Below are 23651 nucleotides of genomic sequence, written 5' to 3'. Positions count from 1 at the left end.
GGAGTGAGTAGCTCAGCCAGCTCGCCCCACTCACAGCTGCCTCACATACTCGGCCATCCTCCTGCGCTGGCCGGCGTCCGGAAGCGGGCCATACATGGCGCCCATGTTTTCCCGCATATGCTCTATTCGCGTCGTCGCCGGTATCGCGCAGGTCACGGCCGGATGAGAGATGATGAATTTCAGGAAGAACGCCGCCCAGGTTCCTATACCGGCCTCGGCAGCCCAGCCAGGCAAAGGCTCGGTCTGGAAACGTCGAAACAGGGAGCCGCCCTGGAATGGCCGGTTCACGATGACCGCAACGCCCCGCTCCTGGGCCAGCGGCAACAGGCGCTTATCGGCTTCACGATCCAGGACGTTGTAGGTGAGCTGAACAAAGTCGAGGTCTTCCGTCTCGATCACCCGGGCGAGTTCGTCATGCCGCCGACCGTGTGAGGTGGTGATCCCCAGATAACGGACCTCGCCTCTGGCCTTCATGTCTTTCAGCGTAGCCAGATGGTCCTGCCAGGAAAGCAGATTATGGACCTGTAGCAGATCAAATCGCGGAATTCCCCAGCGCCCCGCAGAGCTCGCCGCCTGCTCGCGGGTCTTTGAACCGTCGCCCGTCCATATCTTGGAAGCGGCGAAGACCCGGTCGTGCGCATCGAGTGTTTCCAGAGCGGCACCGACAACATCTGCCGAACTGCCATACATGGGCGAGCAGTCAATGACCGCGCCTCCAAGTTCCAGGAACGTCTCCAGAACGCGAGTGCGCTGCTCGATCAGCCGCTGGTCACTGCCAACATTGAAGGTTATCCAGGTGCCCATGCCGATGGCGGGGAGAGGTTCGCCCGTCGAAGGAATCGGGCGGAGCTGAGGCGCGTCGCCGGGAGTCGCCATCTTCCCTGCCAGCAATGGGGAAGACGCCAGCGCCAGGCTGCCCAGGCCGGCTCCAATCAGGAATCTTCGCCTTGACACCCCAGCCATTGTGCTTCCTCCCGCGCGCCTGCGGTTAATGACAGCATCAGCTGCCGTATTGTTCCTCCAGATACTTCAATATACGTGCAGATTCAAACATGGACGTGCCGGTGTTGGGGTCTTCCAGATAGGGAACCTGGACCCGGCCGTGCTGCTCAAAGAAGGCATCCCGCTTACCGCCCGGTATCGGCCTGTATTGCCCGGGCTTGATGCGCTGTTTTGCAGGCCCGATTTCAGTCCAGTGTTCCTTGCCGATGTTGTGCAGGGTATAAGGAATCTCCAGTTCGCAGAGCTTTTCCCGCACCAGCCGTGAGAAGGGGCTCCCCTCGAAACTCCACAAATGCAATCCCTGTGCAGGCCGTTTCCCGGGTGTGGCGTGCAGGCCGCGTAGCTCACTGGCGGCAGAGCCAAGGGAGCTCAGGGCCGGCTGCCATACCTTGCCGGCGTAATAGCCCGGCACAGGCCGGTGGGCATACTGACGGAAAAGGTACTCGACGATATCGCCGGACTCATAAAGGACCGTTCCGGTATTCTCGTCCACCAACAGCGGAAACTGCTGCTTCCCTCCAATCGACTCGGCTTCGGGCCGGTAAACCCGACCATCCTTGGGGCATGGACGGATCTCGACATCCAGATGCAATGCCGTCAGCACTTCCCGCACCCTGCGGCAATAGGGGCAGGCTTCCATGTCATACAGGATGATTGGCTTTTCCGGCTGTTCTGCCGCCGAGACCACCAGGCAACCGCGCCACGCGGCAAAAGAGGACGTTGCAACCGACTCAAGCACATTCAGGTTGTGCCTTAACGCATTCAGCATAGGGTTTCCTTGTTGGTTGGATCGAATCATGTCTATTGTGCCAACAACGTCCGATCATTCATTGGCTCCCGGGTCCCCATGATCTGGTCAAACCAGGGCCGGGTTACGCACCAGTTGGCGTTGGGGTTCGGCCCCATATGATGATCGTAGTGCCACGGCAGGTTTTCCCGGGCCCAGTCGGGATCCAGGTGGGACCGCTTGTGTACCCGGTAATAATTCCAGGCACTGTAATACAGGGTGCCCACGAAAAAGGGGGCCACCGGTAACAGCGGCGTCACAGCGGCAGCGCCGGCAACCAACGCGGCCACCTCCTTGGTCTGTGCGTTCCAGGTCAGCGGCGGATTCCGGTAGTCTTCGTCGACAAAGCCATTCTTTCGGACGTTGCGGTGGTGATCGTGCCAGTGGAACGACCAGAAACTGTCCCGATTACGACCCCGGTTGTGGAGTATATGCTTGTGAAAGACCCATTCCACTGCGTTGGCAGTCAGCAGGCCTATGGGAATACCGATCATGGTGTCCTCCTGTTTTTGTTCTCGACGTGGAGACCTCTACAGGAGACGACGATTCCGTTCGGAATTCCATGACTCAAATGCCGGCGCAAGCGTCGTCAGATTTGCACATCGGGCCATTGACATTAACCACCCCGGCTTACCCCACCTAACCCACTGTTTTCCAAAGACCACTTACAAGCTGTCACAAAAACCCAATACAAACAACGACCCTACTGGCATTTTTTAACGTCATGTAGAGCTTTTCTGCATAGTAGATTTCGTCGGTATCAGCTATTGTTGAAGGATAAGAACGCAAAGGACGGGCATCATGGATTCCAGGCTTCCGCGACGCAGATACGGGCAAACACGTGTGCCGCAATCGATTCGCCGTTTTATCCGGTCAACGGGCACTGCCGCCCTGGTTGCCGCATTCGCAACCACGGCCCTGGCGGCACCGGGAAGCGATGCCATTCCCACTCGCTTATGGAGCAAGGAAGTACGGGACTACGCGACCAAATCCCTCCACAGTGACGAGGCACTGAGTGTCGCTGCCGTTCCGTTGAATGGCCCGGGCATCGAGCAGTACGTGAACGCTGACGAACCCAGGAGCCCCGGCTCCATCATGAAGCTGGTTACAACCTACGCCGCGCTCGAAATCCTGGGCCCGACACACCGATGGGATACCGATTTCCTGACCGATGGCAAGATGGTTGGCGATACCCTGACCGGTAATCTGTATGTCCGCTTCGGTGGTGATCCCAAGCTGACGATTGAGCGGCTATGGTCCACGCTCCACGAACTGCACGATATGGGCATCACCAAAATCGACGGCCACCTGGTGCTTGATGGCAGCTACTTCCGCCTGAGTGACAATGGCCCCCAGTTCGATGACAACGGCGACAACCCCTATGCACCGTTCCTGGTTGAGCCCTCGGCCTATCTCACCAACCTGAATCTTCTGCACTTTCAGGTGCGGGCGGATGAACGGGGCACTCAGGCGTGGAGCACTCCCAAGCTTGAGGATGTTCGCATCGACAACCGCGTCACCTCTGCTCCGGAAGGTCCTTGCCCCGGACGCCACCAATTCGACTGGACTCCGGTGTTCGGCGATAACATGCAGGTCACGGTGCGTGTGACCGGCAGTTTGCCCAGCGGATGCCGGACGACCACCTATCTGTCACTGCTGCCCCACGAGCAGTACACCGCCTCGCTGATCCGTTCGGTTCTGGCGGATACCGGCGTCACCATTACCGGCGCCAGCATGACAGGAATGACGCCAGAGGACGCCCGTCTGATTCTCAAAACCAGTTCCCCGGATCTGGTGACGATGGTACGTGACATCAACAAGTGGAGCAGCAACGTCATGGCAAGGCAGATGCTGCTGACCATCGGGGCGGAGAACCGGAAGGACGACGAACAGGACGATCGCGTCGCCGGCATCCGGGTGATTCACGACTGGCTGGAGGATAAAGGCATCAAGACCCAGGGTCTGGTCATCGATAACGGGGCCGGCCTGAGTCGCCATGGCCGCATCACGGCCCGCCAGGAGGTTCAGATCCTCCAGCATGCCTGGAACAGCCCCTACGCAGCCGACCTCATGACGTCCATGCCCATTATCGCTATGGACGGCACCATGGCTCGGCGCCTGCGAAATACCGGTCTGGTTGGCGAAGGCCGCATAAAGACAGGCTTTCTGGAAAATGTACGTTCCATTGCCGGCTTTGCCCGGGATGAGAACAACACCACCTGGGCCATCGTAGGCATGGTCAATAACGATCCGGCCTGGAACGGTCAGGCCGTTCTGGATCGTGTGCTCTACTCACTCCATTACCGCCCACCGACGGGCACAGCGATTTCCCAGGCAAGTTCAGACAACGTCAATACGGCCATTCAATAAAAAGCCCCGGCATTGCCGGGGCTCTCTCCTTCGGGTCCATTCCCCGTTATGGCGCGACAAAGTCATCCAGAAGGGTGACTGTCGCAACACTGCCCCCGGCGTCGTTCTTACGGGCAACCGCGGTATAGACACCACCTGCGTCCAGGCTAAGATTCGGCGACTTGTAGAGTTCAGTCGCACCATCGTCCGACGTGATAAAGACCACATAGTCGCCTTCAGCGACGCCCAGGTAACCAGAGTCGGTTCCATAGGCGAAGTTGTCCAATACCGGCGCCGAATTTCCAATCAGGGTCGCCCCCGCACCGCCTGACGCCGTGGGGACCAGGAACACATCGACGCTGGGTGCCTCCACTGCGCCATGGATAACCCGCAGGCGGGCCTCCGTCGCAACCCGCCGGTTTTTATCACTGAATACCAATGCGTCGATTCCGTCAGCCAACGTGCCGGCAGCAACCACCGTTCTGATATCACCGTTCGCAAAAGCCAGGGTGGCATCGATCACCGAGGAGCTGGTTACCGTGGTGGCGGTTACAACAATCCGGTTGTCGCCGCTGGTCAGGGGGACATAGGCGCCCGTGGTTGCAGCAGCCGGCACAGTCTCGCCGAACGCGACATTGGTGGCGGCGGGAGTGCCGTCGGGATCCTCATTCAGGTAGATATCCACTGCCGGTGTCGGACTGGCAGAATTGTGAACCGCTCGCACGCCGGCATTGGTGTCCACGTCGAGAACTTCCGTTGTGTTACTGCCGTTAACGACCAGCAGACTGATCGGAGCAGACCCGAACACGGTGTTATCAACCGCTCCGATGAGCAAATCACTGCCCGCAGACAGGGACAACGTACCACTGTCGAATACCACGGTCGGCGGGTTTCCGGGAATCGCGACCCGAACCTGATAATCACCGGCAGGTACTTCAATGGGGCCGACGCTTTCCTTGAACGAGAAACTGAATGAGGCCTCGGCCGGAAGCGGATCGCCGGCCGCGGTCAGATAGACCTCCACCGGGCCTCCGACGGTATCCTGGGCGTCAGGCGACAGGTGGGCAACGCGCAAACGCACGCTGTCTTCGCTGTCACGGGCACCATCGTCTGTCAGGATCAGAGGTTCTATCGTCTGGTCTCCGACCTTGCCGACAGCAATCACGTCGTACTTCGTATCAAATCGCAGTGAGGCGTCGGTATCGATCACCGTGGTTGTCGCTCCCCCCGGAAGAATTCCGTCAACCGCGATAGACGTCGTTCCGGCATCCGGTTTCAAAACCGCTGCCTGCTTGTAGTCCGCCCCGGAAACGACCGTGTCACCGTCGACCCGAACGTTCACCGCCGGCGCATCCGAAGACGCATGGACGACACGAACGCTTGTCTTCGAACTGCTGTCACCACCAAAACAACCAGCCAACAACACACTACTGGCCGCCACAATAGGCAAAATAAAGTTAGTCTTCATTGTCATTCATCCTCGATAGCAGAGGTTGTAGATCAGGCTATTTGGTTTCATGGTGCATATATTCGAACCCTGAACTATGCACAAGACTATCTACGGATGACTGGAAGAGATGGATTGAGGCTGGCGCGCCACCACAAGTGACGCGCCGGGAGACAAAGCCACAGGGCTTTGGGAGGGTGCTTTCAGGGATCTACCGGCCGATCAGACCGTCAGATAACCGCCGTCCACATTGATACAGGCCCCGGTGGTGTAACTGGACGCGTTCGAGACGAGGTAAAGCACCGTCCCGGCCATCTCGTCCGGATCCGCCACCCGCTTCATCGGGATGTGGGCCATCGCCTGCTTCTTGATCGCATCGTTGGTGGTGAGGGCGCTCGCGAATTTGGTGTCGGTCAACCCGGGCAGCAAGGCGTTCACGCGCACATTCTGCTGGCCCAACTCCATGGCGAAGGACTTGGTCATGGAGATAACCGCCGCCTTGGTCACGGAGTAGATGCCCTGGAAATGGCCGGGATTGACACCGTTGACTGAGGCCACGTTAACAATGGACCCACCGCCGTTCTTCTTCATTATCTGGGCACCACGGGCACACATGAAAAAGTAGCCGCGAATATTCACATCGACGGTCTTCTGGTAGGCGGCCACATCGGTATCCTCGATCGGCCCGAAATACGGGTTCGCCGCGGCGTTGTTGACCAGGATGTCCAGCTTGCCGTGCTCCTTTCCAATGTGCTCCCAGATCGCTTCAATCTGGTCCATCTCGCCGATATGGCAGGCGTAGGCCTCTGCACTGCCGCCCTCGTCCCGAATTCCGGATGCCACTTTTTCGCAACCGTCGATCTTGCGGCTGCTGACAATAACGTGGGCACCGTAATGGGCCAGCGTACGTGCGATGCTTTCACCAATACCACGGCTTGCGCCCGTTACCAGAGCCACTTTTCCGGAAAGATCAAACAGGTTCTTGGTCGTCATGGATTCCTCTCAAGCTTCTATCGAAATGTCACCAGGGCGGGATCTTCCGCTTCCAGGTGGCTGTAATTATTGAATACGGCAAGGCTTCGACGGCTGCCGGAGTACAGCAGACGCGAGACGCTGGTGTTGGCGATGACATTGTTCACCGCCAGCGCCTTTTCATCAGACAGCCCAAGTACATGCTGGGCGATAACAGCGATGGGCCCTCCAGAGGTCGAAACCAGAACATCGCCGCCCTCGGCGTAGTGAATCAGTTCCTCCAGCGCCGCGACGACACGATGCTGGAACGCATTCCAGGTTTCCGAATAGTCGCTGTCATAGTCACCACCGATCCAGCGCGCCATCGCTTTCTCGAACACCTGCTGGAACGCCCGTGCGGGTTTCGGGAATGCAGCCATATCGCGGGCCATGACCTGGCGGTCCGCCCACTCGGGTTTCAGGCGTTCAACGACCTGCATGTGGTCAAATTCGTTCAGTCCTTCCACCACCTGCATGTCCGGGAGGCTCTGACCGAACCCCGACGCAATGGCCTCGACGGTCTCCCGATGACGCTCCATATTGCCGCCAAACACGGCTGACGGCTCCACTTTGCCCGCCAACCAGCGCCCCAGCACCTGCCCCTGCTCCCAGCCTCTTGGTGACAGCTGATCGTAATTGTCCTTGCCAAAGCTGGCCTGTCCGTGCCGGACGAGATACACCGTCGCCATTACAGAGTGCTCTCACTGATCAGCCGCTGGCACCGCTTCTCCAGGTAATTGGCTGCATGGCCAAAGGCCGCAAACCGTTTGTCCTGGGTCTGGCCGTGGTAGTAGCGGTAGTAGATTTGCTGAACGATGACCGCAAGTCGGAACAGGCCATAGATTTCATAGAAATCGAAGTTATCCGCCCGGAAGCCCGATCGTTCCATGTAATAGTCGACCACTTCCCTCCGGGTCAGCATGCCGGGACGATGAGTAGGCTGGCGCCGAAGCATCTGGAACGGCCCCTCATCGTCGGCTTCAATCCAGTACGCAAGACTGTTGCCCAGATCCATCAGCGGATCACCGATAGTGGCCATTTCCCAGTCCAGGACACCTATCACCTCAAACGGGTTGTCCGGGTTCAGGACCACATTGTCGAAGCGGAAATCGTTATGGATGACAACCTGGGCAATGTCGTCCGGCATCTTGTCATGGAGCCATCCCATGACTTCCTCGAAATCGCCGACATCGTCGGTACGTGCTTTCCGGAAGCGGTCGCTCCAGCCACCGATCTGGCGCTGCACGTAGCCCGCGCCCTTGCCGAGCTTGTCGAGTCCCGCTGCGGGCGCATCCACCCGATGCAGGTCCACCAGCTTGTCGATCACGTTCAGACAGAGCTTGCGGGTGTCCGCCTCGCTCAGCTCGAAATCCCTGGGGAAGTCCTGTCGAAGAATGATGCCTTTGAGGCGCTCCATGACGTAGAAATCGCAGCCCAGGACGTCATGGTCATCACAGGTGGCAACGATGTTCGGCACATAGGGATAGACCGGCTTCAGTGCCTGCATCACGCGGGCTTCGCGCAACATGTCGTGGGCAGACTTGGCAATCTTGCCGAAGGGCGGTCGCCGGAGAACGTAGGAGCGCTCCCCGTAATCCACCTGATACGTCAGGTTGGAAGCCCCGCCCGGGTACTGCTTGATAGAAGGCGAACCCTCAAGGTCGGGAATGGCCTGTTTCATGAAACGGTCTACCGCAGCAACATCCAGCTCCTCACCTTCGCGGATGTCCACGGCCTGATCGATCTGTGTCATTCACTCTCTCCTGTGGTCTGTCAGGGCCAGTCAGGCGTTGGCCTTGCCACCCATCTTGCTCATCCAGCGCTTGCTTTCCTGATGCATCAGCCAGTCAAACGCCCAGGGTGCATGGCGTTTGAGAACCCACATGCGTCGTTCTTTGGCGTGCGGCAGTACCCAGAAGCTCTTGTCTTTCACGCTGCGGAAAATGTCCTCGGCAACGTCGTCAGCGGTGATGCTGGAACGTTTCATGAGTTTGTTGACGTTCTGCTGGATACCGGGAATATCCGACCGCATGGTACTTGTCAGGTTGGTCTGGAAGAAGGCTGGGCATACGCAGCTGACGTGGATGCCGGAGTCCCTGAGTTCCTGGCTGATGGTTTCGGACAGCGCAATCACACCTGCCTTGGATACGTTGTAGCTGTCCATCAACGGTGCCAGCATCAGGCCGGCCATGGAAGCAATGTTCACGAAGGCACCGGCGCCCTGCTGCTTGAACAGTGGCGTAAAGGCCTTACAGCCACGCACGACGCCCAGCACGTTAATATCCAGAATCCATTCCCAGTCGGCCATGGTGGTATCTTCGATGGAGCCTGCCGACGCCACGCCAGCGTTGTTCACAACCACGTCCACACCGCCCCACTTCTGGGCCAGGTCGTCCCGGACCTTCTCGAAGTCGGTCAGACGGCGTACGTCGCATTCGACAAAATAGCCTTCACCACCGGCGTTGTTGATCTCCTGTTCAACAGCAACGCCCTGCTCCGGGCTGATATCCCCGATACAGACCCGCGCGCCCTCTTTGGCGTAACGCAATGCAATGGCCCGGCCGAGGCCAGAGGCGCCGCCCGTGATAAAAATTCTCTGTGTCATCGTTGTTCCTCTCCATTAAGTTTGGAGTTTGTCATTTTCGTTTGGAGCATGAGCCGCTGGCGGGTAACCCTTCCAAAACCCGCTCCTTACGGCCATCCATGGGCGCTTGAGCTCCGCCATCCATGGCTCCGCACAGTTTTGGAAGGGTTACCCGCCAGCGGCTCCCCAACATTCCAGTATGCTTCAAAGCTGACCTCAAGCACGGTGGGCTTCACATCCTGCGCTTGAGGGAGTAGGTGGGATACAGGATATGAAACTGTGCGGAGCCATGGATGGCGGAGCCCAAGCGTCACACGGACGTGCCGAAGGAGCGTGTTTCAGATCCTGTATCCCACCTACTCCCCGGCACCAGACTACCTGCCTGTAACTCGGCTCAGGATTTATACTTCCGAAGCTCCAGCCGAGCCACCATAGCCCGATGAACTTCGTCCGGTCCATCCGCCAGTCGCAACACCCGAGCATAGGCAAACAACTGGGTCAGTGCGAAGTCATCATCGCTGACACCGGCGCCGCCGTGGATCTGGATTGCATCATCGACGATCTTCTGCAACATCGACGGCACCACCGCCTTGATCATCGACACCTCCTGCAAGGCCCCCATAATGCCTTTGGTATCCAGCGCCCAGGCACACTTGAGAGTCAGAAGCCGCGCCTGCTCAATGGCCATCCGGGCATTGGCGATGATGTCCGGGTTGCCGCCCAGCTTGGCGATAGGACGACCAAACGCTTCCCGCGTGGTTGCACGATTGATCAGCAACTCCAGGGTACGCTCGGCGGCGCCAATGGCTCGCATGCAGTGGTGAACACGTCCCGGGCCCAGGCGTCCCTGGGCAATTTCAAACCCTCGGCCAGGGCCTGCGATGAACGCACTCTTGGGGAGCCGGACATTATCGAAGACCACCTCACCGTGACCGTACGGCTCATCGTAGGCACCAAATACCGGCAGCATCCGTTCGATTTTCACACCCGGGCTGTCCAGCGGCACCAACACCATGGAATGGCGGCGATGTTTGTGGGCATCCGGATCTGTCAGGCCCATGAAGATACCGACCTTGCAATCGGGATGACCGATGCCGGTGCTCCACCATTTGCGCCCGTTCAGGACCACTTCGTCACCGTCAACGACAGCCGTCGCTTCCATGTTCGTCGCGTCGGAGGACGCAACGCCCGGTTCGGTCATGCAGAAAGCCGAGCGGATCTCACCACTGAGCAGTCGGGGAAGCCATTCTGCCTTCTGCTCCTCTGAGCCATAGTGGATCAACACTTCCATATTGCCGGTGTCCGGGGCATTGCAGTTGAAGATTTCCGGGGCAATGAAACTGCGACCGGTTTCTTCAGCAATCAGGGCATAGTCGGAGTTGAGCAGGCCGCATCCGTACTTGTCGTCGGGAAAGAACATGTTCCAGAGGCCCTGGGCCTTCGCCTTTTCTTTCAGTTCCCGGATGATCGGCAGTACTACCCATCGGTCGTCCTGAGCAGCCAGTTCTTTGTGGTACTGCTCTTCGACAGGATAAATCTCCTCCTTCATGAACTGCTTAACACGGTTGAGGTAATCCTGACCCTTGTCGGAAATGTTGAAATCCATTGACTGATCCTCGTTCACTCGGAAATCACCAGCGCGTTCGTTCGCGCGATGATTTCAGTCTAGGGTTGAGCAAACTATTACGCGACTGAATTATTCTTATCCTTTATCATTACGTCGGCTTATTTGGTAAACGGATCTCGATTATGGCTCTGAATCGCCTGGACCTGAATCTTCTGCACGTGTTCGACACCATTTACCGGGAGGGCAGTCTGACCCGTGCGGCAAAGGCATTGCATCTCACCCAACCGGCCGTGAGCCACTCGCTCTCCAGGCTCCGGGAACACTTTAACGACCCGCTGTTCACCCGGCAGGGCAATCAGATGGTGCCCACGCCCCTGGCACGCCGGTTCCTGGAATCGATGCGGCCGGGGCTGACGCAGATACAAAGCGCCGTGAATCAGTTTCATGCCTTTGATCCTGCCACTCACCGGAAAACCTATTCCCTGGGTTTGCGAGATGTCCTCGAATCGACGTTCCTGCCACGCCTGATGGAAAGACTGGACGGCTATCCCGAACTCGAAATTGTCTCCCAGCGCATTCCCCGTCGGGATATGGAAACCCAACTGGCGGCCGGCAAGCTCGATTTTGCGGTCGATGTGCTGCTGCCGGTCAGTAACCAGACCAGTCATGAACTCCTGCGCCGGGATCGCCTGGTGGTTCTGGCAAGACGGGAGCACCCCCTGATCCGGAATGGCCTCAACATGGCGGATTATCTGGCAGCAAAGCACGTATTGGTGTCGTCGCGCACGGAAGGACCGGGCATCGAGGATTTCGAGCTGTCCCGGCTGGGGGTTCGCCGCAACATCCGCCTCCGGTGTCAGCATTACTTCGCGGCGTGCAGGGTGGTCGAGGACACCAACCTGCTGCTGACCATGCCGGAAACCTATGCCCGTATTATTGCGGAACGGTCTGGTATCGAGATCATGGACCCACCTGCAGACCTGCCTGCACTGGATGTGCATCTCTACTGGCACAAACCCTATGAGAAGGAACCGGCGCTGGTGTGGTTCCGGGATCAGCTCAAGGCGGTGAGCTAGTAGGCTCCGACAGCAACCAGAAAACCGAAGAAGCCGGCGGCAGTTAGGCTCAGGGAGGCGAGTACGATCCCGAAGCCCCACCAGATGGCGGCGGCGTCGGAAATATTCACGCCATGCCCCCGGAGCGTGCGGTAGAACGCCCAGGGGCCAAGCACAAATGCGCCGACCACGACGAATATAAGGCCCACGCTCACACCCGCAAACGTCCATGTGGCCAGAACCGTGGCCCGGTCAGACACCTGATCCGTCACGCCGTGGTGTTCCAGGAATTTCCGACAGAAAAACCAGATCAGCGCGAACAGCGCCACCACAAAGACCAGTGCTCCGATGACTGTAATAATCCGGTATAACACGTGAGGCCCCGAAATTGGTGATGGTTAGGTCATTCAGTCTGGAAAGTTCACGTCGGGCAGTGTTTCAAAGCCCGGTTTGGCGAACAGGAACCCCTGATAGAGATCGATTCCCTGTGAGCGCAGCCAGAAATACTCTTCCTTGGTTTCCACGCCCTCGGCGATGATTCGACCGCCCAGCCGTTCCATCATGCTGATGATGCCGGCGACTACCGCCTGCTTATTCGGCTCTTCGTGGACATTGCGGACAAGTCCCATATCAAGTTTCAGCAAGTCCGGAGGACTGGCCATCATGATGTTATAGCGGGAATAGCCCGCACCAAAGTCGTCAATGGCAGTGCTGAAACCCATCTCCTGATAGGCCTCGATAATCGACACGAGGTGTTCGACGGAGGACAGATTCTCATTCTCTGTGAGTTCAAAGATGATTTTACGGGTATCAAAATTGTAGGTCTTGGCGGCGGCCAGCGTCGTCCGGATGCAATACTCGGCCTGATAGACCGCATTGGGCATGAAGTTGATACTCAGCATCGACTCCATCCCGAGCCGCGATGCCAGCTTGACGGCCTTCACCCGGCAGATCTGATCGAAGGAATACCGGTTTTTCTCGTTGACCCGGGAAAGAACCGACATGGCCCCCTCGCCTTCAGGCCCACGAACCAGCGCCTCATGGGCAAACACGGTTTTGTTGACCGCATCGACGATCGGCTGGAAGGCAAAGCTGAAGGAAAAATCCAACCCTTCCCCGCAGGCACATTGATCACAGTGGGATTCGTCAAACAATACAGCAGGTTGGTTCACTTCAACTCCAGCAGTCTCTCGCGAGACGAAATTATGGCATCTGGCATTCATTTTTACCCCACTATAACGGCAGCCCCCTCCTTGGTAAAACCACGTATGCGTCAAACGATGTCAAACGGTGGCAACCCCGCGCCACGTGACTACACTGATTTTGTTGTTTATACGCACCCAATCTAAAAAGGAGTCTCCGGAATGGTGCAACCAACCCGCATTGCCGTGACCCCCGGCGACGGTATCGGCCCGGAAGTGGTGGCGGAGTCTGTGCGTTGCCTTGAAGTTCTGCGATCAAAGCACGGACTGGCACTGGAATGGAAACGCTTCCCGTGGCCCTCTCACGCCTGGCATGAGGAGCATGGTGAATCCTGGCCGGCAGACGCGCTTGAGCAATTGCAGCAGTACGATGCCATCCTGCTCGGTGCGCTGGGCGATCCGGGACCGGTGGACGACCCTGGCCGCTACCTGTTACCGGACAGCATCTCGCTGGCACCGCTGCTCGACATGCGCAAGAACTTCGACCAGTGGGTGTGTGAGCGCCCGGCCCGACTCCTTCCCGGCGCCCGGCAGTATCTGGCGGATGAACGCGCCAAAGACATCGACATGCTGGTGATCCGCGAAAACAGCGAAGGCGAGTATGTCAGTCAGGGCGGTCGACTGCGGAAAGGAACCCCCGATGAAGTGGCAACACAAATGGAGGTTTTTACCCGCAAGGCAACGGATCGCATCATTCGTTACGGTTTCGAGCAGGCCCGCCGCCGGGCGGAACAACGGGCCAAGGAAGGTAACACACGCAGTTTCCGGACCCTGGACGGCAGCACCCGGGAGAGCCAGGTCTGTGTCATTACCAAGCGCAACGCCCTGCGCTACTGGGGCGATATGTATACCGAGGTCTTCGAGGAAATCGCGGAAGAGTATCCGGATGTGGCCACCCATCATGAACTCGTGGATGCAGCGTGCATGAAATTCGTCCAGAGTCCCTGGGCGTTCGATGTCGTGGTGGCCAGCAACCTCCAGGGCGACATTCTCACCGATCTGGCCGCGGTGCTTTCAGGTGGAATGGGGGTGGCACCTTCGTGCAATCTGAACCCGACCGATCCGGATATGCCGTCCATGTTCGAACCAACCCATGGCAGCGCTCCGGACATCGCCGGCCAGGGTCTTGCTGACCCGACCGCCATGCTGTTCACCACCGCGCGGATGCTGGACTGGCTGAGTCGTAAAGATCCGACCCTCGCCTCTGCCGCCAAGGAGTTATTCAATGCCGTGGCCGCGGATCTTGCGGAAAATGCCGGCACTCAGCGGGGGACCCGCGAGATTGGCGATGCCATCTGTAAACGTCTGGGAGACTGACAAAGGCGGCCTGAGAGGCCGCCTTTTTTAATCCTTGAACGGCTTCGCCGTTACTTGTCCGCCATGACAAATTCCAGCCGCCCGGGAGCCACACGAACATCCATCGGGACCATACCGAACATTCGTTGCGCCAGCTTGGTCTCGTCAAGACGATAGACCGGCATGGTTTCGAGCATCTGCGCCACAACCCTCATAACCGTGTCGGTGACTGGCGCCAGATCACCCTTGAAGAACGGCGAATCGATACTGCTCTCCAACAACTGGAGCCGACGGATATAGATCGCCTTTTCCTTGCTGTCGTAATAGGGAGCGCCCTCCACTTTCAGGGCAATATCCACTGGCAGTTTCGCCATGAGGGCATTGAGTGCAATCTGGCCTCGCACGTCGATCACCGCCACGTTGCGCCCGTCCGGGCCAAGGGTGATATCGGCGTCATCAAGGCTCAGGCTCAGCGGAGAACCGCTTTGCAGTTGCTCCCGGTCATAGTCGGCCACAACGCCCTTGAGATGCTGCTCCAACTCCGCTTCGGAGATCGAATAAGGTGACATGCTGGCACAACCGGAGGCCAGCAACGCCACGGCCGTGATCATCAGCCAGAACACTGGCCGGCATTGGATTTTCATCAGAAGCTCCTTCCTGGGATGCCTATATCCTGCGCCTCTGCCATGGCCGGGGCAACTGCGTTGAGATTAAAAGACTGAGAGAAGGCCCGAAATCACTCGTTTTCAGCCCGGGCTTCCACATGGGGAGTCAGTGTCTCATCAAAGGTCACGTGAATCACGATCGGTTGACAACACACCTGACAGTCCTCGACATACTCCTGATCCGCAACGGAAGGGTCGACACTGATATCCAGGGTTTCCCAGCAGTAGGGACATTGGACAAGTACGGATTCCAGCGCCGACACCATGCACCTCAGAACTGTTGTTTGGCCATCCAGGGGATAATCCGGTCGAATGCCTGATCGAGCTTTTCACAGGTTGTGGAAAAGCTGATGCGCAGCGCATTGGTGCAGGCTTCACCGAAGGCATCTCCGGGAACCACGCAGACCCCTGTCTCCTTGAGCATCCGCAACGCCAGATCCGACCCATCCACATGGGGCGGCAGGTCCGGGAACGCGAAAAACGCACCGCCCGGCTTGTACCCGGTCATGTAGGGCGTCTGTTCGATCAACTCGACCGTCTTGTCCCGACGCTCGCGATAGATATCCACCATGTCGGTGACGCACTGCTGGTCGCCGGTCAGCGCCGCAACACCGGCAAACTGCGCGGGCGTATTGGCAACGGACGTGGTGAACATATGGTAACGGCGAAGGGATTTGATCGCCGCCTGGCTTGAAATCACCCATCCGACACGGAGACCGGCCATGCTGTAGGTCTTGGAGAAGCTGCTGATGCACATGATGTTGTCCAGGTCCATGGAACAGTTCAGGACGCTGGCGAAGTCATCGTCGTCAAAGATCAGATGGTCGTAGACTTCATCGGCGTAGACCTGAATCCCGCGATAGGCGCACTCGGACAGGATCGTTTCGACGGTGCTTCGCGGATACACAGCCCCGGTAGGGTTATTGGGATTGTTAAGAACCAGCGCGAAAGTACGGGACCCCATGGCCTGGATTACCTCGTCCGGATCCAGCTGGTGGTTGTTCTCCGCACGAGTGGGCACGTATTTCACTTCGCCGCCGTTCATCCGTATCAGCGGCGCATAAAGAAGGAAAGAGGGGTCGGTCACGATGAACTGCCTGCCGGGCGCCGCAGTGGCAGACAGCGCCAGATACATCGCCTCGGTGGCACCACTGGTGATGAGGATGTTGTCACGGGTGAGCTTTCGGTTGTAGCGGCGCCCGTAATAGTCCCGCAGAGCAACCAACAGTTCCGGCAGACCCGCATCCATCGTGTATCCCGTCTGCCCCGCATTCAAAGCATCCACGTAAGCGTCGATGATGTGCTTGGGCGTTGGCAGATCCGGTTGACCAATGGACAGGTGGATGACGTCTTTCATCGACGACGCCATATTCACGAGTCGACGGATTCCCGAAACCGGAATCGCCTGCATGGCAGGGTTAAAACTGGCCTTTGCCTTACGATACTTCACCTTGCGCGGCTTGGCCTGACCGGTTTCTCTGTTGGGCGCTTCTGCCATAACCACCTCCTGGCAACGGGATATGAAAAAATGTCTACTCATGCAGGTTAGTCAGGAACAACAGGCCATACAAGGCAAAACACCCCAAACATCTGGTAGGTAGAAGTACGGCCTCAATCCCCGCCATGGCGGGCCCGAAATTTGCCCAGGTTGACCGACTCACCGGCGGCAACCAGACTGGTAAACATAAATGTTGCATCCATCAGGACGCGCTTCACTCACGGATAACCAGGCGGAGGCCCAATGACTCAGCAGAACCAACCAGTGATCACGGTTTTGACTGCACCCGGCGAACAGGAACCCCCCGGCATGGATGCAGTCAGGGCAAGGGCGGAAGTCCGGTTTGCGTGCGACGAAGAAACGCTTCGGCAGACACTGCCCGGAACCGACGTAATGATGGTGACCGACTTTCGGACCGAGGCGTTCGAGGCTGCCTGGCCGGCTGCCGATCGGTTGCAGTGGATTCATGCCACCAGCGCAGGGGTGGATGCACTTATGTTTCCGGCACTGATCGACAGTGATGTGGTCGTCACCAATGCGCGCGGCATCTTCGACCGGACCATCGCCGAGTATGTACTCTGTACCATCCTGATGTTCGCCAAGGACTTTCCTAATTCCGTCCGACTGCAGGAGCGGCACGAATGGAAACACAGGGACACCGAGCGCGCGGAAGGAAAACAGGTGCTGGTGGTCGGCGCCGGCTCCATCGGCCGTCAGATTGCCCGCCTGACCAGCGCTATCGGGCTCCATCCCCACGGCATCGCCAGGACGCCCCGGCACGATGACCCGGATTTCGTGGCGGTTCATGGCAACGACCAGCTGTTCCAGCAACTGGAACACTTCGATTACGTCGTCATCGCCGCCCCCTTGACCCCGCAGACCGAGGGCCTGTTCGACCAGCGGGCCTTCAAGGCCATGCGAACCAGCGCGCGCCTGATTAATATCGGCCGCGGCCCCATCGTCAAAACCGACGACCTGATCGCCGCCCTCGATGCGAAAGAAATTGCCGGCGCCGCCCTTGATGTGTTCGAGGAAGAGCCACTGCCGGAAGATCATCCGCTCTGGGACAGGGACAACGTGATCATGACCGCGCACATGGCCGGTGATTTCATCGGCTGGAAACGGGCCCTGACCGATCAGTTCCTCGAGAACTTCGACCTCTGGCACTCCGGTCGGGACCTGTTCAACCTGGTGAACAAGAAGCTGGGCTACGCCGGCAGCTAGTCGCTGCCGGCAAGGGCTCACCGATTGGAAGCAGCGTACTCAGCCTGCAGTGGCAGGAGGTCAAAAACCCGCTGCGGATTGTTGGGATCCACCAGTTGTGTTGGCGTCTTGTAGACCCTGGGCGTGGAATAGAGCATGGCGAGCGCCCTGCCGTGAGGCATCGCCATGTAACGGTCCCCTTCGTGGGTTTCCAGCCACTGCCTCACCCGGGGCGCCATGGTCGAAGGCATCTTGGGAAAGAAGTGATGCTCCACATGATGGCTGAAGCGGAAATGCAGCCGGTCCAGAACCGGAAGCGTTCGCAGACTCATGGAATTGTCCAGGGGATTGTTGGTTGGTGTCTGAGGCCGGAGAAAGTGATTGGTCAGGATATAGGCCTGCGCCAGCGCATTGGCTGCCATGAACGGAACGAGCACCGTGAACACGGCCAGCGGGCCTGAAATCACCGCCAGGGCCACCCACAGGCCAAGACAGATAACCGACTGACGGATAGCCTTCCTGCGATCAAACCCTTTGAACTGTTTCCGGCGCCTCGCCTGAAACCACAGCACCAGCTGTGCGTGGAAAGTAAACGAATAGGTCAGGAACAGATAGCTGAACCAGGTGCCACCTCCCGGCGCGAGCCGGGTGAATTTCTTCTGCTTCGGATCCGTCCGGTAGCGACGCAATGTCCCGAAGCTGTCAGGATCCACGTCCCCGGCATTGGTGTTGCCGTGGTGTACCACGTTGTGCCACTTCCGCCAGAACTCGGGCGGCACGAGAAACGGACCGAATCCCAGCCAACCAAACAGGTTCTGCCATCGACGGCTCATGCCGAGTGCGCCGTGCAGCACTTCGTGAGCCAGTAATCCCTGGCAACCGAGGGTATGCCCAACTAACAGCGCCAGCCCCATATTCGCATACCAGGGCAAATCCAGAACCAGAATGGCCGCGATGCCTCCCCAGATAATCAACTGCATGGGAAGAAACCAGACCACACGCCAGGTCTGCGCCTTGAACGTATCCGCAGGCAAATCCCGCTTCATACGATCCCTGAGTTCCCGTTCGTCCGGTTTACCAAATACCGGGTCGCTTGCCGAGTCCGGCCTTGCGATTGCGTTCATTTCTCACCTTTGCTTAACCGACAGATCTCAACTCACCTATTTTGCGTACACTTGTACGCTGAAAATAGCGTAAACCACTCGAATAAACAAAGAAAGCTTACTTTTCAACAATCTGAAAATTTTTTATCGGTACACATGCTCTTCCTCGATCAGGGAGAACTCAAAAAAGGCACACGACTCCTAACACCAATCAACCGGGGACCAGCTGGAATAAAGCGAAAGAAAGCGGGTGGGCGGGAGCAATACAGAAGAACCGAATGTGAACGCTAACCAGGGAAAATTTCAACGGCCCAATCGGTTAAAGCACGCGCAATGTAATTGGAAGAAAGCCTCTCTTGCTCAAGACGACGTTTTCCGAAATGCCCCTCCCTCAGCTTTTGTAAGAGAACGGCCTCTTGCCTTTCCAGGCACCTCGGGCGTAATCTCGCAGATTCTGGCTCGCCCACCATTCGATTATTGAATGCGTTAACGGTTGCCTCATCCATCATAATGGATCGAACCGTAAGACAGCGGCTTCGCGCATCACCCAGAATTCGGAAACCCTCGGAATCTATATCCCCCCAATAGGCCACCCTCTTCGACTCAAGCCAGGACGCAGATAGCCATGAAACGTTCTTTCCACCGCCAAAAACCGCGATGGTGTTCTCTAGAGACGGCAAAGCCAAACCGGATTGGACATTCTCTACAACCAGAATGTTTCTGGCAGGAAGCTCGAAGTTCAGCAAGGTATCCGTATCCATCTGCAGAATCGGAAGACCGCCGAGTGCAGACCGGCTCTCGCCACACAAAGGGCGAACAAAGAGCCAGCCTTTAGGGTTTTCCCTGCAATTCAGCCATTCCATAAGGCCGCCAGAAGCGCTGACATCTCCGAAATACACAACGTCGGTCAAGCGCTCAATAAGTTGGTAGTTCTGCTCAATAAACTTGGTATCCACGTGAACAACTGGCAACGCACGAAGGTACGTACCACCTCCCAGGCCGGGACGCAGTTGCGGAATCAATCGGACGAATAGCGTCAGATCATCGTCGGAAAACGTCTCCAGGACTTCCAGGTTTTCTACCAGCGCAACAAAGAGCTCGTGCTGAACACCGTCACCCCGCGCGAATGGTTCCGCAAGAATGCGCGAGATCCTTTCTTCCCAGTCAGCCAATGCTGCTCGCTCTGCCTTTCCGAGCAATCCAGCCAGAAGCTCAATGTCGCTGACCAGAAAACGAACAGGAATATTCTGGGAAGAGAGCTGCCGGAAACTCCGGTTTTCCCAATGAACGCAGCTCTGTTCCGGGAAAGCCCTCCATGCAGAAACAAAACGATGAAATCGTTTCAGGTCTGAAACTGCTTCTTTTCCGCGTGGCGGCTTGAGGCTAATACTAACCGGGAATGGCTTTTCCTCTTTAAGCCGCGCCTTTAATGTTCGGCGGTTGCCCCACTCTCTCTCACGGAGGCGTTCGATGACCTCTTCAGGCATCAGCCCCCAACCACGATCACTCATCAACACCAATTCCCAATGACTCCGCATCACTCACGATCGACAAACGCTTTGCCTCTGCAAGCTTTTGATCAATCTCCTCCCAGGTCAGCTCGCAAAGTTGGCTCTCATGATTTTCAGCATCGCGTTCAGCGATTAACAGTGAACGGGCAGACTCTCGGGCCAGGTTAAGATTCTTGTAGGGAGTGATCAGATTGACATGGATATGAAGCTCCTTGAAAACCTTCAGCACGCGACGGCTCACGGACTCAGCGGTGTTCGAGAATGCTTCGTCAAGAAACACCGTGCTGTAAACAGGCCGGTCATACCCATCTGGAGTCAGGACATAGGCCAGGCTTGCCGCCACAACCATTCCGGCAAAAGACTCTTTTTCGCCGCCGGATTTCCCGCTGGAGGAATTGAGTACGTCGCGAATTTCCAGCGTAGTGGCGTCCACTTCCTCCGCGAAAAACGTCATCTGGTAGCGCGGGTCCAGCAAGCGCAAGCTCTCCAGCGAACCTGACGTTCCCGATGAACTGGCCTTATCAAGGACGGAAACCACATCTGACAGCGCATTGAACCGACTCTCGTGGTCGTCACTGGTTACCTGGCCCAGAACATTGCGAAGCTTACGCTCAAAATCCAGAACATGAGGATATCTTTCCTTGCGTGTACCTAACTTCAGATAACTACCTACACGAAATTCGGTTCGGCGAAGAACGTCATTGATGATACTGATACGCTCCAGAATATCCTCACGTTCGGCACTCAGTTTGTTGTTGATGTTTGCCAGTGACTGGGTGGCATGCTTGTTCAGACGTTCCCGGAACTGATCCACCAAAACAGGAAGGCCCTCGGTCTCCAATTGATTCAGGTATTCGAGAAAGTCATCCAAAGCATCCAGGCCTGTCGGCCAATCGACAACAACGGGCGACCACTGATCCTTGCCCCGAAAGGCCCCCATAATACTGTTGGCCCTGTTCGCGGCGTTACTGTGCCGGGTATGCTCCTTATCGACCAGTGAATCCAGCTCTTTCTCAACGTCGCCCTGTCGCTGAGTCTGGTCTAGCGTGATCGGCCCCACACGTTGATCCAGCAATCTCCGACACTCATCCGTCAGACCGGGAGATGCGGCTTCACGAGCTCGCTCCAGCTCTTCTCGTGAAACCTCCAACCGGCTGTCGACTCTTCCCAATTCATTATTTATTTCACTCACTTCGTGCTGAATATTCTGCCTTGCCAGCTTGGCGTCTTCCCACCGGCGTTTCGCCTCGGCCAAATCCGCTTGCGAAGCCTCAATCGCTTGCAGATCCGCCTTCAACTGCTCTAGTTTGCCGTTCCAGTAGGGCGCATCGATTTCTTCCCAGCGAACCGCATCGACACGTTCCAGGACTGCTTTGCGTCCGCCAACCTCATCCATCGCCTGCCTGGCCTCAGCAACAGCCCTATCAAGCTGTTTGACCTGCTGCTCCAACTGACTTCGATCATGACGTAAAATGGCCAGACGACTCTTATTGGAAAAACCCAGTTGCCAACGGCGGCGATCATCAATCCTGAACTGGTCTTTCTTCTCGAACCGCCCTTGTTCCTTATGGATCAACCCTCCGCGGGTCATTGAAAACGGCGTTACATCCAGATCCTCGGTGGTATCCACGCAGGCGAGATCAAACTTACTCAGATGATGTTTGAGCCAGTCTCGGTATGGGTGTTGGCGCCAGTCCAGTTTTTTCAGAAAACCGTTTTCTTTGAACTCTGGAGGTCTCCGGTTACCCGAGTTGTCGTGCACAACTTGGGCCCGGACGTGAAGGCCGGTATGCCGGGCGTTAAGCCAGCGAGTCACCATGGAGTAGCTTTCGCCCGGGACCAAAAGCGTTGTCCGCAATCCGCCCAGCGCTCGCTCGATGGCACCCTGCCAAGAACGTTCGTCTTCCAGCACATCAATTAACTCACCGACGAAAACCAACCCGTCTGCCGGCAAGCCCAGCGATTGCACCAATTCTTCACGGAGGCGTTGAAAGGGATGATCGATATTGGAATCCGGCCGTGCTTCGATTTCCCGGATGTCTGATTCAAGAGTCGTGATCGCCTCTTGCGATTTACCAAACTCAGCGCTGGTATCTGCAAAATGATCCTGGCTGGCTTTGGTTGTCTGAGCGATCGTGTCGAGGAGCGTTGCCACTGCCTTTTTATTGTCACAGAAGGCCTCTTCCGATAACGAATCAGAAAGCCCAAGTTCTCGCATATCCCGCTGGTAGGCGGAGGCCTTCTGGCTCACTTCGGCAAGCTTGTCCGATGACTGGCCGATGTCTTTTTTAAGAGACTCGACCTTATCACCGCCATGCTGCAGATATTCCCCATAACGGCGCTCAACCAGGGCCTCTGCGTCTCGCTCGTTACGAGTCAGCTCCTCATGTGTGTCACGAAGCCTTTTGATTTCGGCCTCAAGTTCGTCTACCCGCACCGACCACAGCTTCGCCAGCACCTCTCCGAAGTAGATGCCCAAGTGCTCTTTTTCCAGACGAAGCCCCTGCAACGCCTGCTCTGCCTGCCGGATTACTTGTGACAGACCTGGCAACGGACTCAAGTGCTCTACCTGTGCCCGCGTATCCACCAGTCTGTCGTGTGTTGCCACCAGATCGCCAAACTCCTCAACAACTTTTTTGGTATCCTCCCGGATGGTGCTTGGTTCCAGAACCAACTCGCGTATTAGTTTGGTCAGGTCATCAATCTTTTTGAGCCCGAGGGCCCGTGACAACAGAGCCGAGGCATTCTTGTTTTCCATAAACAAGAGCTTTCGGTACAGCTCCTGGTAATCCGAAAACCGATCGTCACAGCAGGTGATAAGCGGGTCATTACGCAACCATTGCTTCAATGCGGTGGCACTTCCCTCGCCAAACGCATCCAGCATCTCCTTTAACTCAAGATTGCGCCTGGCGACCACATAAACACGCCGGACTTCCCCCAGAGAATTAGAAGCCTGAGCCGTCCAGAACAATGCTGCCAGCGTGATCTCCGAGCCATCATCAGCGCGATAGAGTGCCCTCAATCCGGTGACAACGGATTTTTCCCGTTTGCTTTTGACCCTGGTACCCGAGCCTTCGTGTGCCGCCCCGAAACTACCCCGCATGTAAGAAAGTAAAGAGCGATCCGTTCGGTCGCCTTGCGCTGCTGCGACATTAAAAGTCGCCCGTCCAGCGGGAAGTAACAGGGCCATCAGGCCGTCCACAAACGTCGATTTACCGGAACCGTTGTCGCCTGTAATCAACGTACCTTCCGGATCGATCCTTGCCGTGTGCAAACCTTCAAAAGAGCCCCAGTTGAAGACACTCAGCTCCGCCAGGCGAATCTGCCCTTGCTGGAAAAACGTATCGCCATACCGCTCCATGCTGGTCATA

General features: G+C 57.2%; 21 protein-coding genes. 4 read left to right on the top strand and 17 right to left on the bottom strand.

Features of this window, described 5'->3' with window-relative positions; translation table 11 throughout:
* Positions 1-30 precede the first annotated feature (30 nt).
* The 3 genes from MLD04_RS15175 to MLD04_RS15165 are packed head-to-tail and all read right to left on the bottom strand — an operon-like array spanning position 31 to position 2283.
* On the bottom strand, positions 31-963 hold the full coding sequence (locus tag MLD04_RS15175; RefSeq protein ID WP_248160249.1) for an aldo/keto reductase: 933 nt from the start codon (positions 961-963) through the stop codon (positions 31-33).
* Between the two features lie 37 nt (positions 964-1000).
* Positions 1001-1771: a glutathione S-transferase N-terminal domain-containing protein gene (locus MLD04_RS15170; RefSeq protein WP_248160247.1), complete on the bottom strand. Its 771-nt coding sequence runs from the start codon at positions 1769-1771 to the stop codon at positions 1001-1003.
* Between the two features lie 32 nt (positions 1772-1803).
* Complete coding sequence (locus MLD04_RS15165) at positions 1804-2283, bottom strand: sterol desaturase family protein (protein ID WP_248160239.1); 480 nt, start codon at positions 2281-2283, stop codon at positions 1804-1806.
* 307 nt (positions 2284-2590) lie between these two features.
* Between MLD04_RS15165 and dacB the strand changes: the two genes are divergently transcribed.
* Positions 2591-4159 (top strand): D-alanyl-D-alanine carboxypeptidase/D-alanyl-D-alanine endopeptidase, encoded by a 1569-nt coding sequence (gene dacB / locus MLD04_RS15160; protein WP_379883498.1) that lies wholly within the window; start codon positions 2591-2593, stop codon positions 4157-4159.
* Positions 4160-4205: 46 nt separating this feature from the next.
* Here dacB and MLD04_RS15155 read toward each other — a convergent pair whose 3' ends face one another.
* The 6 genes from MLD04_RS15155 to MLD04_RS15130 all read right to left on the bottom strand — a co-directional run bounded on the left by MLD04_RS15155 (position 4206) and on the right by MLD04_RS15130 (position 10786).
* Positions 4206-5606 (bottom strand): DUF4397 domain-containing protein, encoded by a 1401-nt coding sequence (locus tag MLD04_RS15155; RefSeq protein WP_248160235.1) that lies wholly within the window; start codon positions 5604-5606, stop codon positions 4206-4208.
* Between the two features lie 201 nt (positions 5607-5807).
* Complete coding sequence (locus MLD04_RS15150) at positions 5808-6578, bottom strand: SDR family oxidoreductase (protein ID WP_248160227.1); 771 nt, start codon at positions 6576-6578, stop codon at positions 5808-5810.
* A gap of 17 nt (positions 6579-6595) precedes the next feature.
* Entirely contained in the window at positions 6596-7285 is a 690-nt protein-coding gene (locus MLD04_RS15145; protein WP_248160225.1) for a histidine phosphatase family protein, read from the bottom strand.
* On the bottom strand, positions 7285-8349 hold the full coding sequence (locus MLD04_RS15140) for a phosphotransferase family protein (protein ID WP_248160222.1): 1065 nt from the start codon (positions 8347-8349) through the stop codon (positions 7285-7287). The genes MLD04_RS15145 and MLD04_RS15140 overlap by 1 nt, the downstream gene beginning before the upstream one ends.
* 30 nt (positions 8350-8379) lie before the next feature.
* A complete protein-coding gene (locus tag MLD04_RS15135; protein WP_008937467.1) occupies positions 8380-9201 on the bottom strand; it encodes an SDR family oxidoreductase in 822 nt (273 codons plus the stop codon).
* Positions 9202-9574: 373 nt separating this feature from the next.
* The gene (locus MLD04_RS15130; RefSeq protein WP_008937466.1) at positions 9575-10786 is read right to left on the bottom strand and encodes an acyl-CoA dehydrogenase family protein; all 1212 of its coding nucleotides are present in this window, start codon (positions 10784-10786) and stop codon (positions 9575-9577) included.
* 143 nt (positions 10787-10929) lie between these two features.
* Between MLD04_RS15130 and MLD04_RS15125 the strand changes: the two genes are divergently transcribed.
* On the top strand, positions 10930-11823 hold the full coding sequence (locus MLD04_RS15125; RefSeq protein ID WP_248160220.1) for a LysR family transcriptional regulator: 894 nt from the start codon (positions 10930-10932) through the stop codon (positions 11821-11823).
* Here MLD04_RS15125 and MLD04_RS15120 read toward each other — a convergent pair.
* Together MLD04_RS15120 and MLD04_RS15115 are read right to left on the bottom strand one after the other, a co-directional pair.
* The gene (locus MLD04_RS15120; RefSeq protein WP_248160218.1) at positions 11820-12176 is read right to left on the bottom strand and encodes a hypothetical protein; all 357 of its coding nucleotides are present in this window, start codon (positions 12174-12176) and stop codon (positions 11820-11822) included. The genes MLD04_RS15125 and MLD04_RS15120 overlap by 4 nt on opposite strands.
* Positions 12177-12209: 33 nt before the next feature.
* Complete coding sequence (locus MLD04_RS15115) at positions 12210-12974, bottom strand: EAL domain-containing protein (RefSeq protein WP_248160210.1); 765 nt, start codon at positions 12972-12974, stop codon at positions 12210-12212.
* 192 nt (positions 12975-13166) lie between these two features.
* Here MLD04_RS15115 and MLD04_RS15110 point away from each other — a divergent pair, with 192 nt between their 5' ends.
* Positions 13167-14321, top strand: a complete 1155-nt coding sequence (locus MLD04_RS15110; protein ID WP_248160208.1) for an isocitrate/isopropylmalate dehydrogenase family protein — start codon at positions 13167-13169, stop codon at positions 14319-14321.
* A 50-nt stretch (positions 14322-14371) separates the two neighbouring features.
* On the opposite strand, the gene MLD04_RS15105 is transcribed toward MLD04_RS15110, so the two are convergent.
* The 3 genes from MLD04_RS15105 to MLD04_RS15095 form a co-directional block, all read right to left on the bottom strand.
* Positions 14372-14944, bottom strand: coding sequence for a YceB family lipoprotein (locus tag MLD04_RS15105; protein ID WP_008937461.1), 573 nt, complete (start codon positions 14942-14944; stop codon positions 14372-14374).
* Between the two features lie 92 nt (positions 14945-15036).
* Entirely contained in the window at positions 15037-15231 is a 195-nt protein-coding gene (locus tag MLD04_RS15100; protein WP_248160207.1) for a CPXCG motif-containing cysteine-rich protein, read from the bottom strand.
* A gap of 5 nt (positions 15232-15236) precedes the next feature.
* Positions 15237-16463: a pyridoxal phosphate-dependent aminotransferase gene (locus MLD04_RS15095; protein WP_248160205.1), complete on the bottom strand. Its 1227-nt coding sequence runs from the start codon at positions 16461-16463 to the stop codon at positions 15237-15239.
* A 243-nt stretch (positions 16464-16706) separates the two neighbouring features.
* Here MLD04_RS15095 and MLD04_RS15090 point away from each other — a divergent pair, with 243 nt between their 5' ends.
* Entirely contained in the window at positions 16707-17687 is a 981-nt protein-coding gene (locus MLD04_RS15090; RefSeq protein ID WP_248160202.1) for a D-2-hydroxyacid dehydrogenase, read from the top strand.
* Between the two features lie 17 nt (positions 17688-17704).
* On the opposite strand, the gene MLD04_RS15085 is transcribed toward MLD04_RS15090, so the two are convergent.
* From MLD04_RS15085 to MLD04_RS15075, 3 genes are all read right to left on the bottom strand, one after another.
* Positions 17705-18790 carry a fatty acid desaturase family protein gene (locus MLD04_RS15085; RefSeq protein WP_248160200.1) on the bottom strand — a complete coding sequence of 362 codons (1086 nt, stop codon included), beginning with the start codon at positions 18788-18790 and terminating at the stop codon, positions 17705-17707.
* Between the two features lie 266 nt (positions 18791-19056).
* Positions 19057-20280 (bottom strand): Wadjet anti-phage system protein JetD domain-containing protein, encoded by a 1224-nt coding sequence (locus MLD04_RS15080; protein ID WP_248160197.1) that lies wholly within the window; start codon positions 20278-20280, stop codon positions 19057-19059.
* Positions 20273-23650, bottom strand: coding sequence for an ATP-binding protein (locus MLD04_RS15075; protein ID WP_248160195.1), 3378 nt, complete (start codon positions 23648-23650; stop codon positions 20273-20275). The genes MLD04_RS15080 and MLD04_RS15075 overlap by 8 nt, the downstream gene beginning before the upstream one ends.
* Position 23651: the final 1 nt, after the last annotated feature.

Origin of the sequence: Marinobacter koreensis (assembly GCF_023156285.1) — a bacterium.
GTDB classification, from domain to species: Bacteria; Pseudomonadota; Gammaproteobacteria; order Pseudomonadales; family Oleiphilaceae; genus Marinobacter; species Marinobacter koreensis.
The sequence above is the reverse complement of the archived record's forward strand: the minus strand, read 5'-3'. Positions and strand labels throughout refer to the sequence as shown.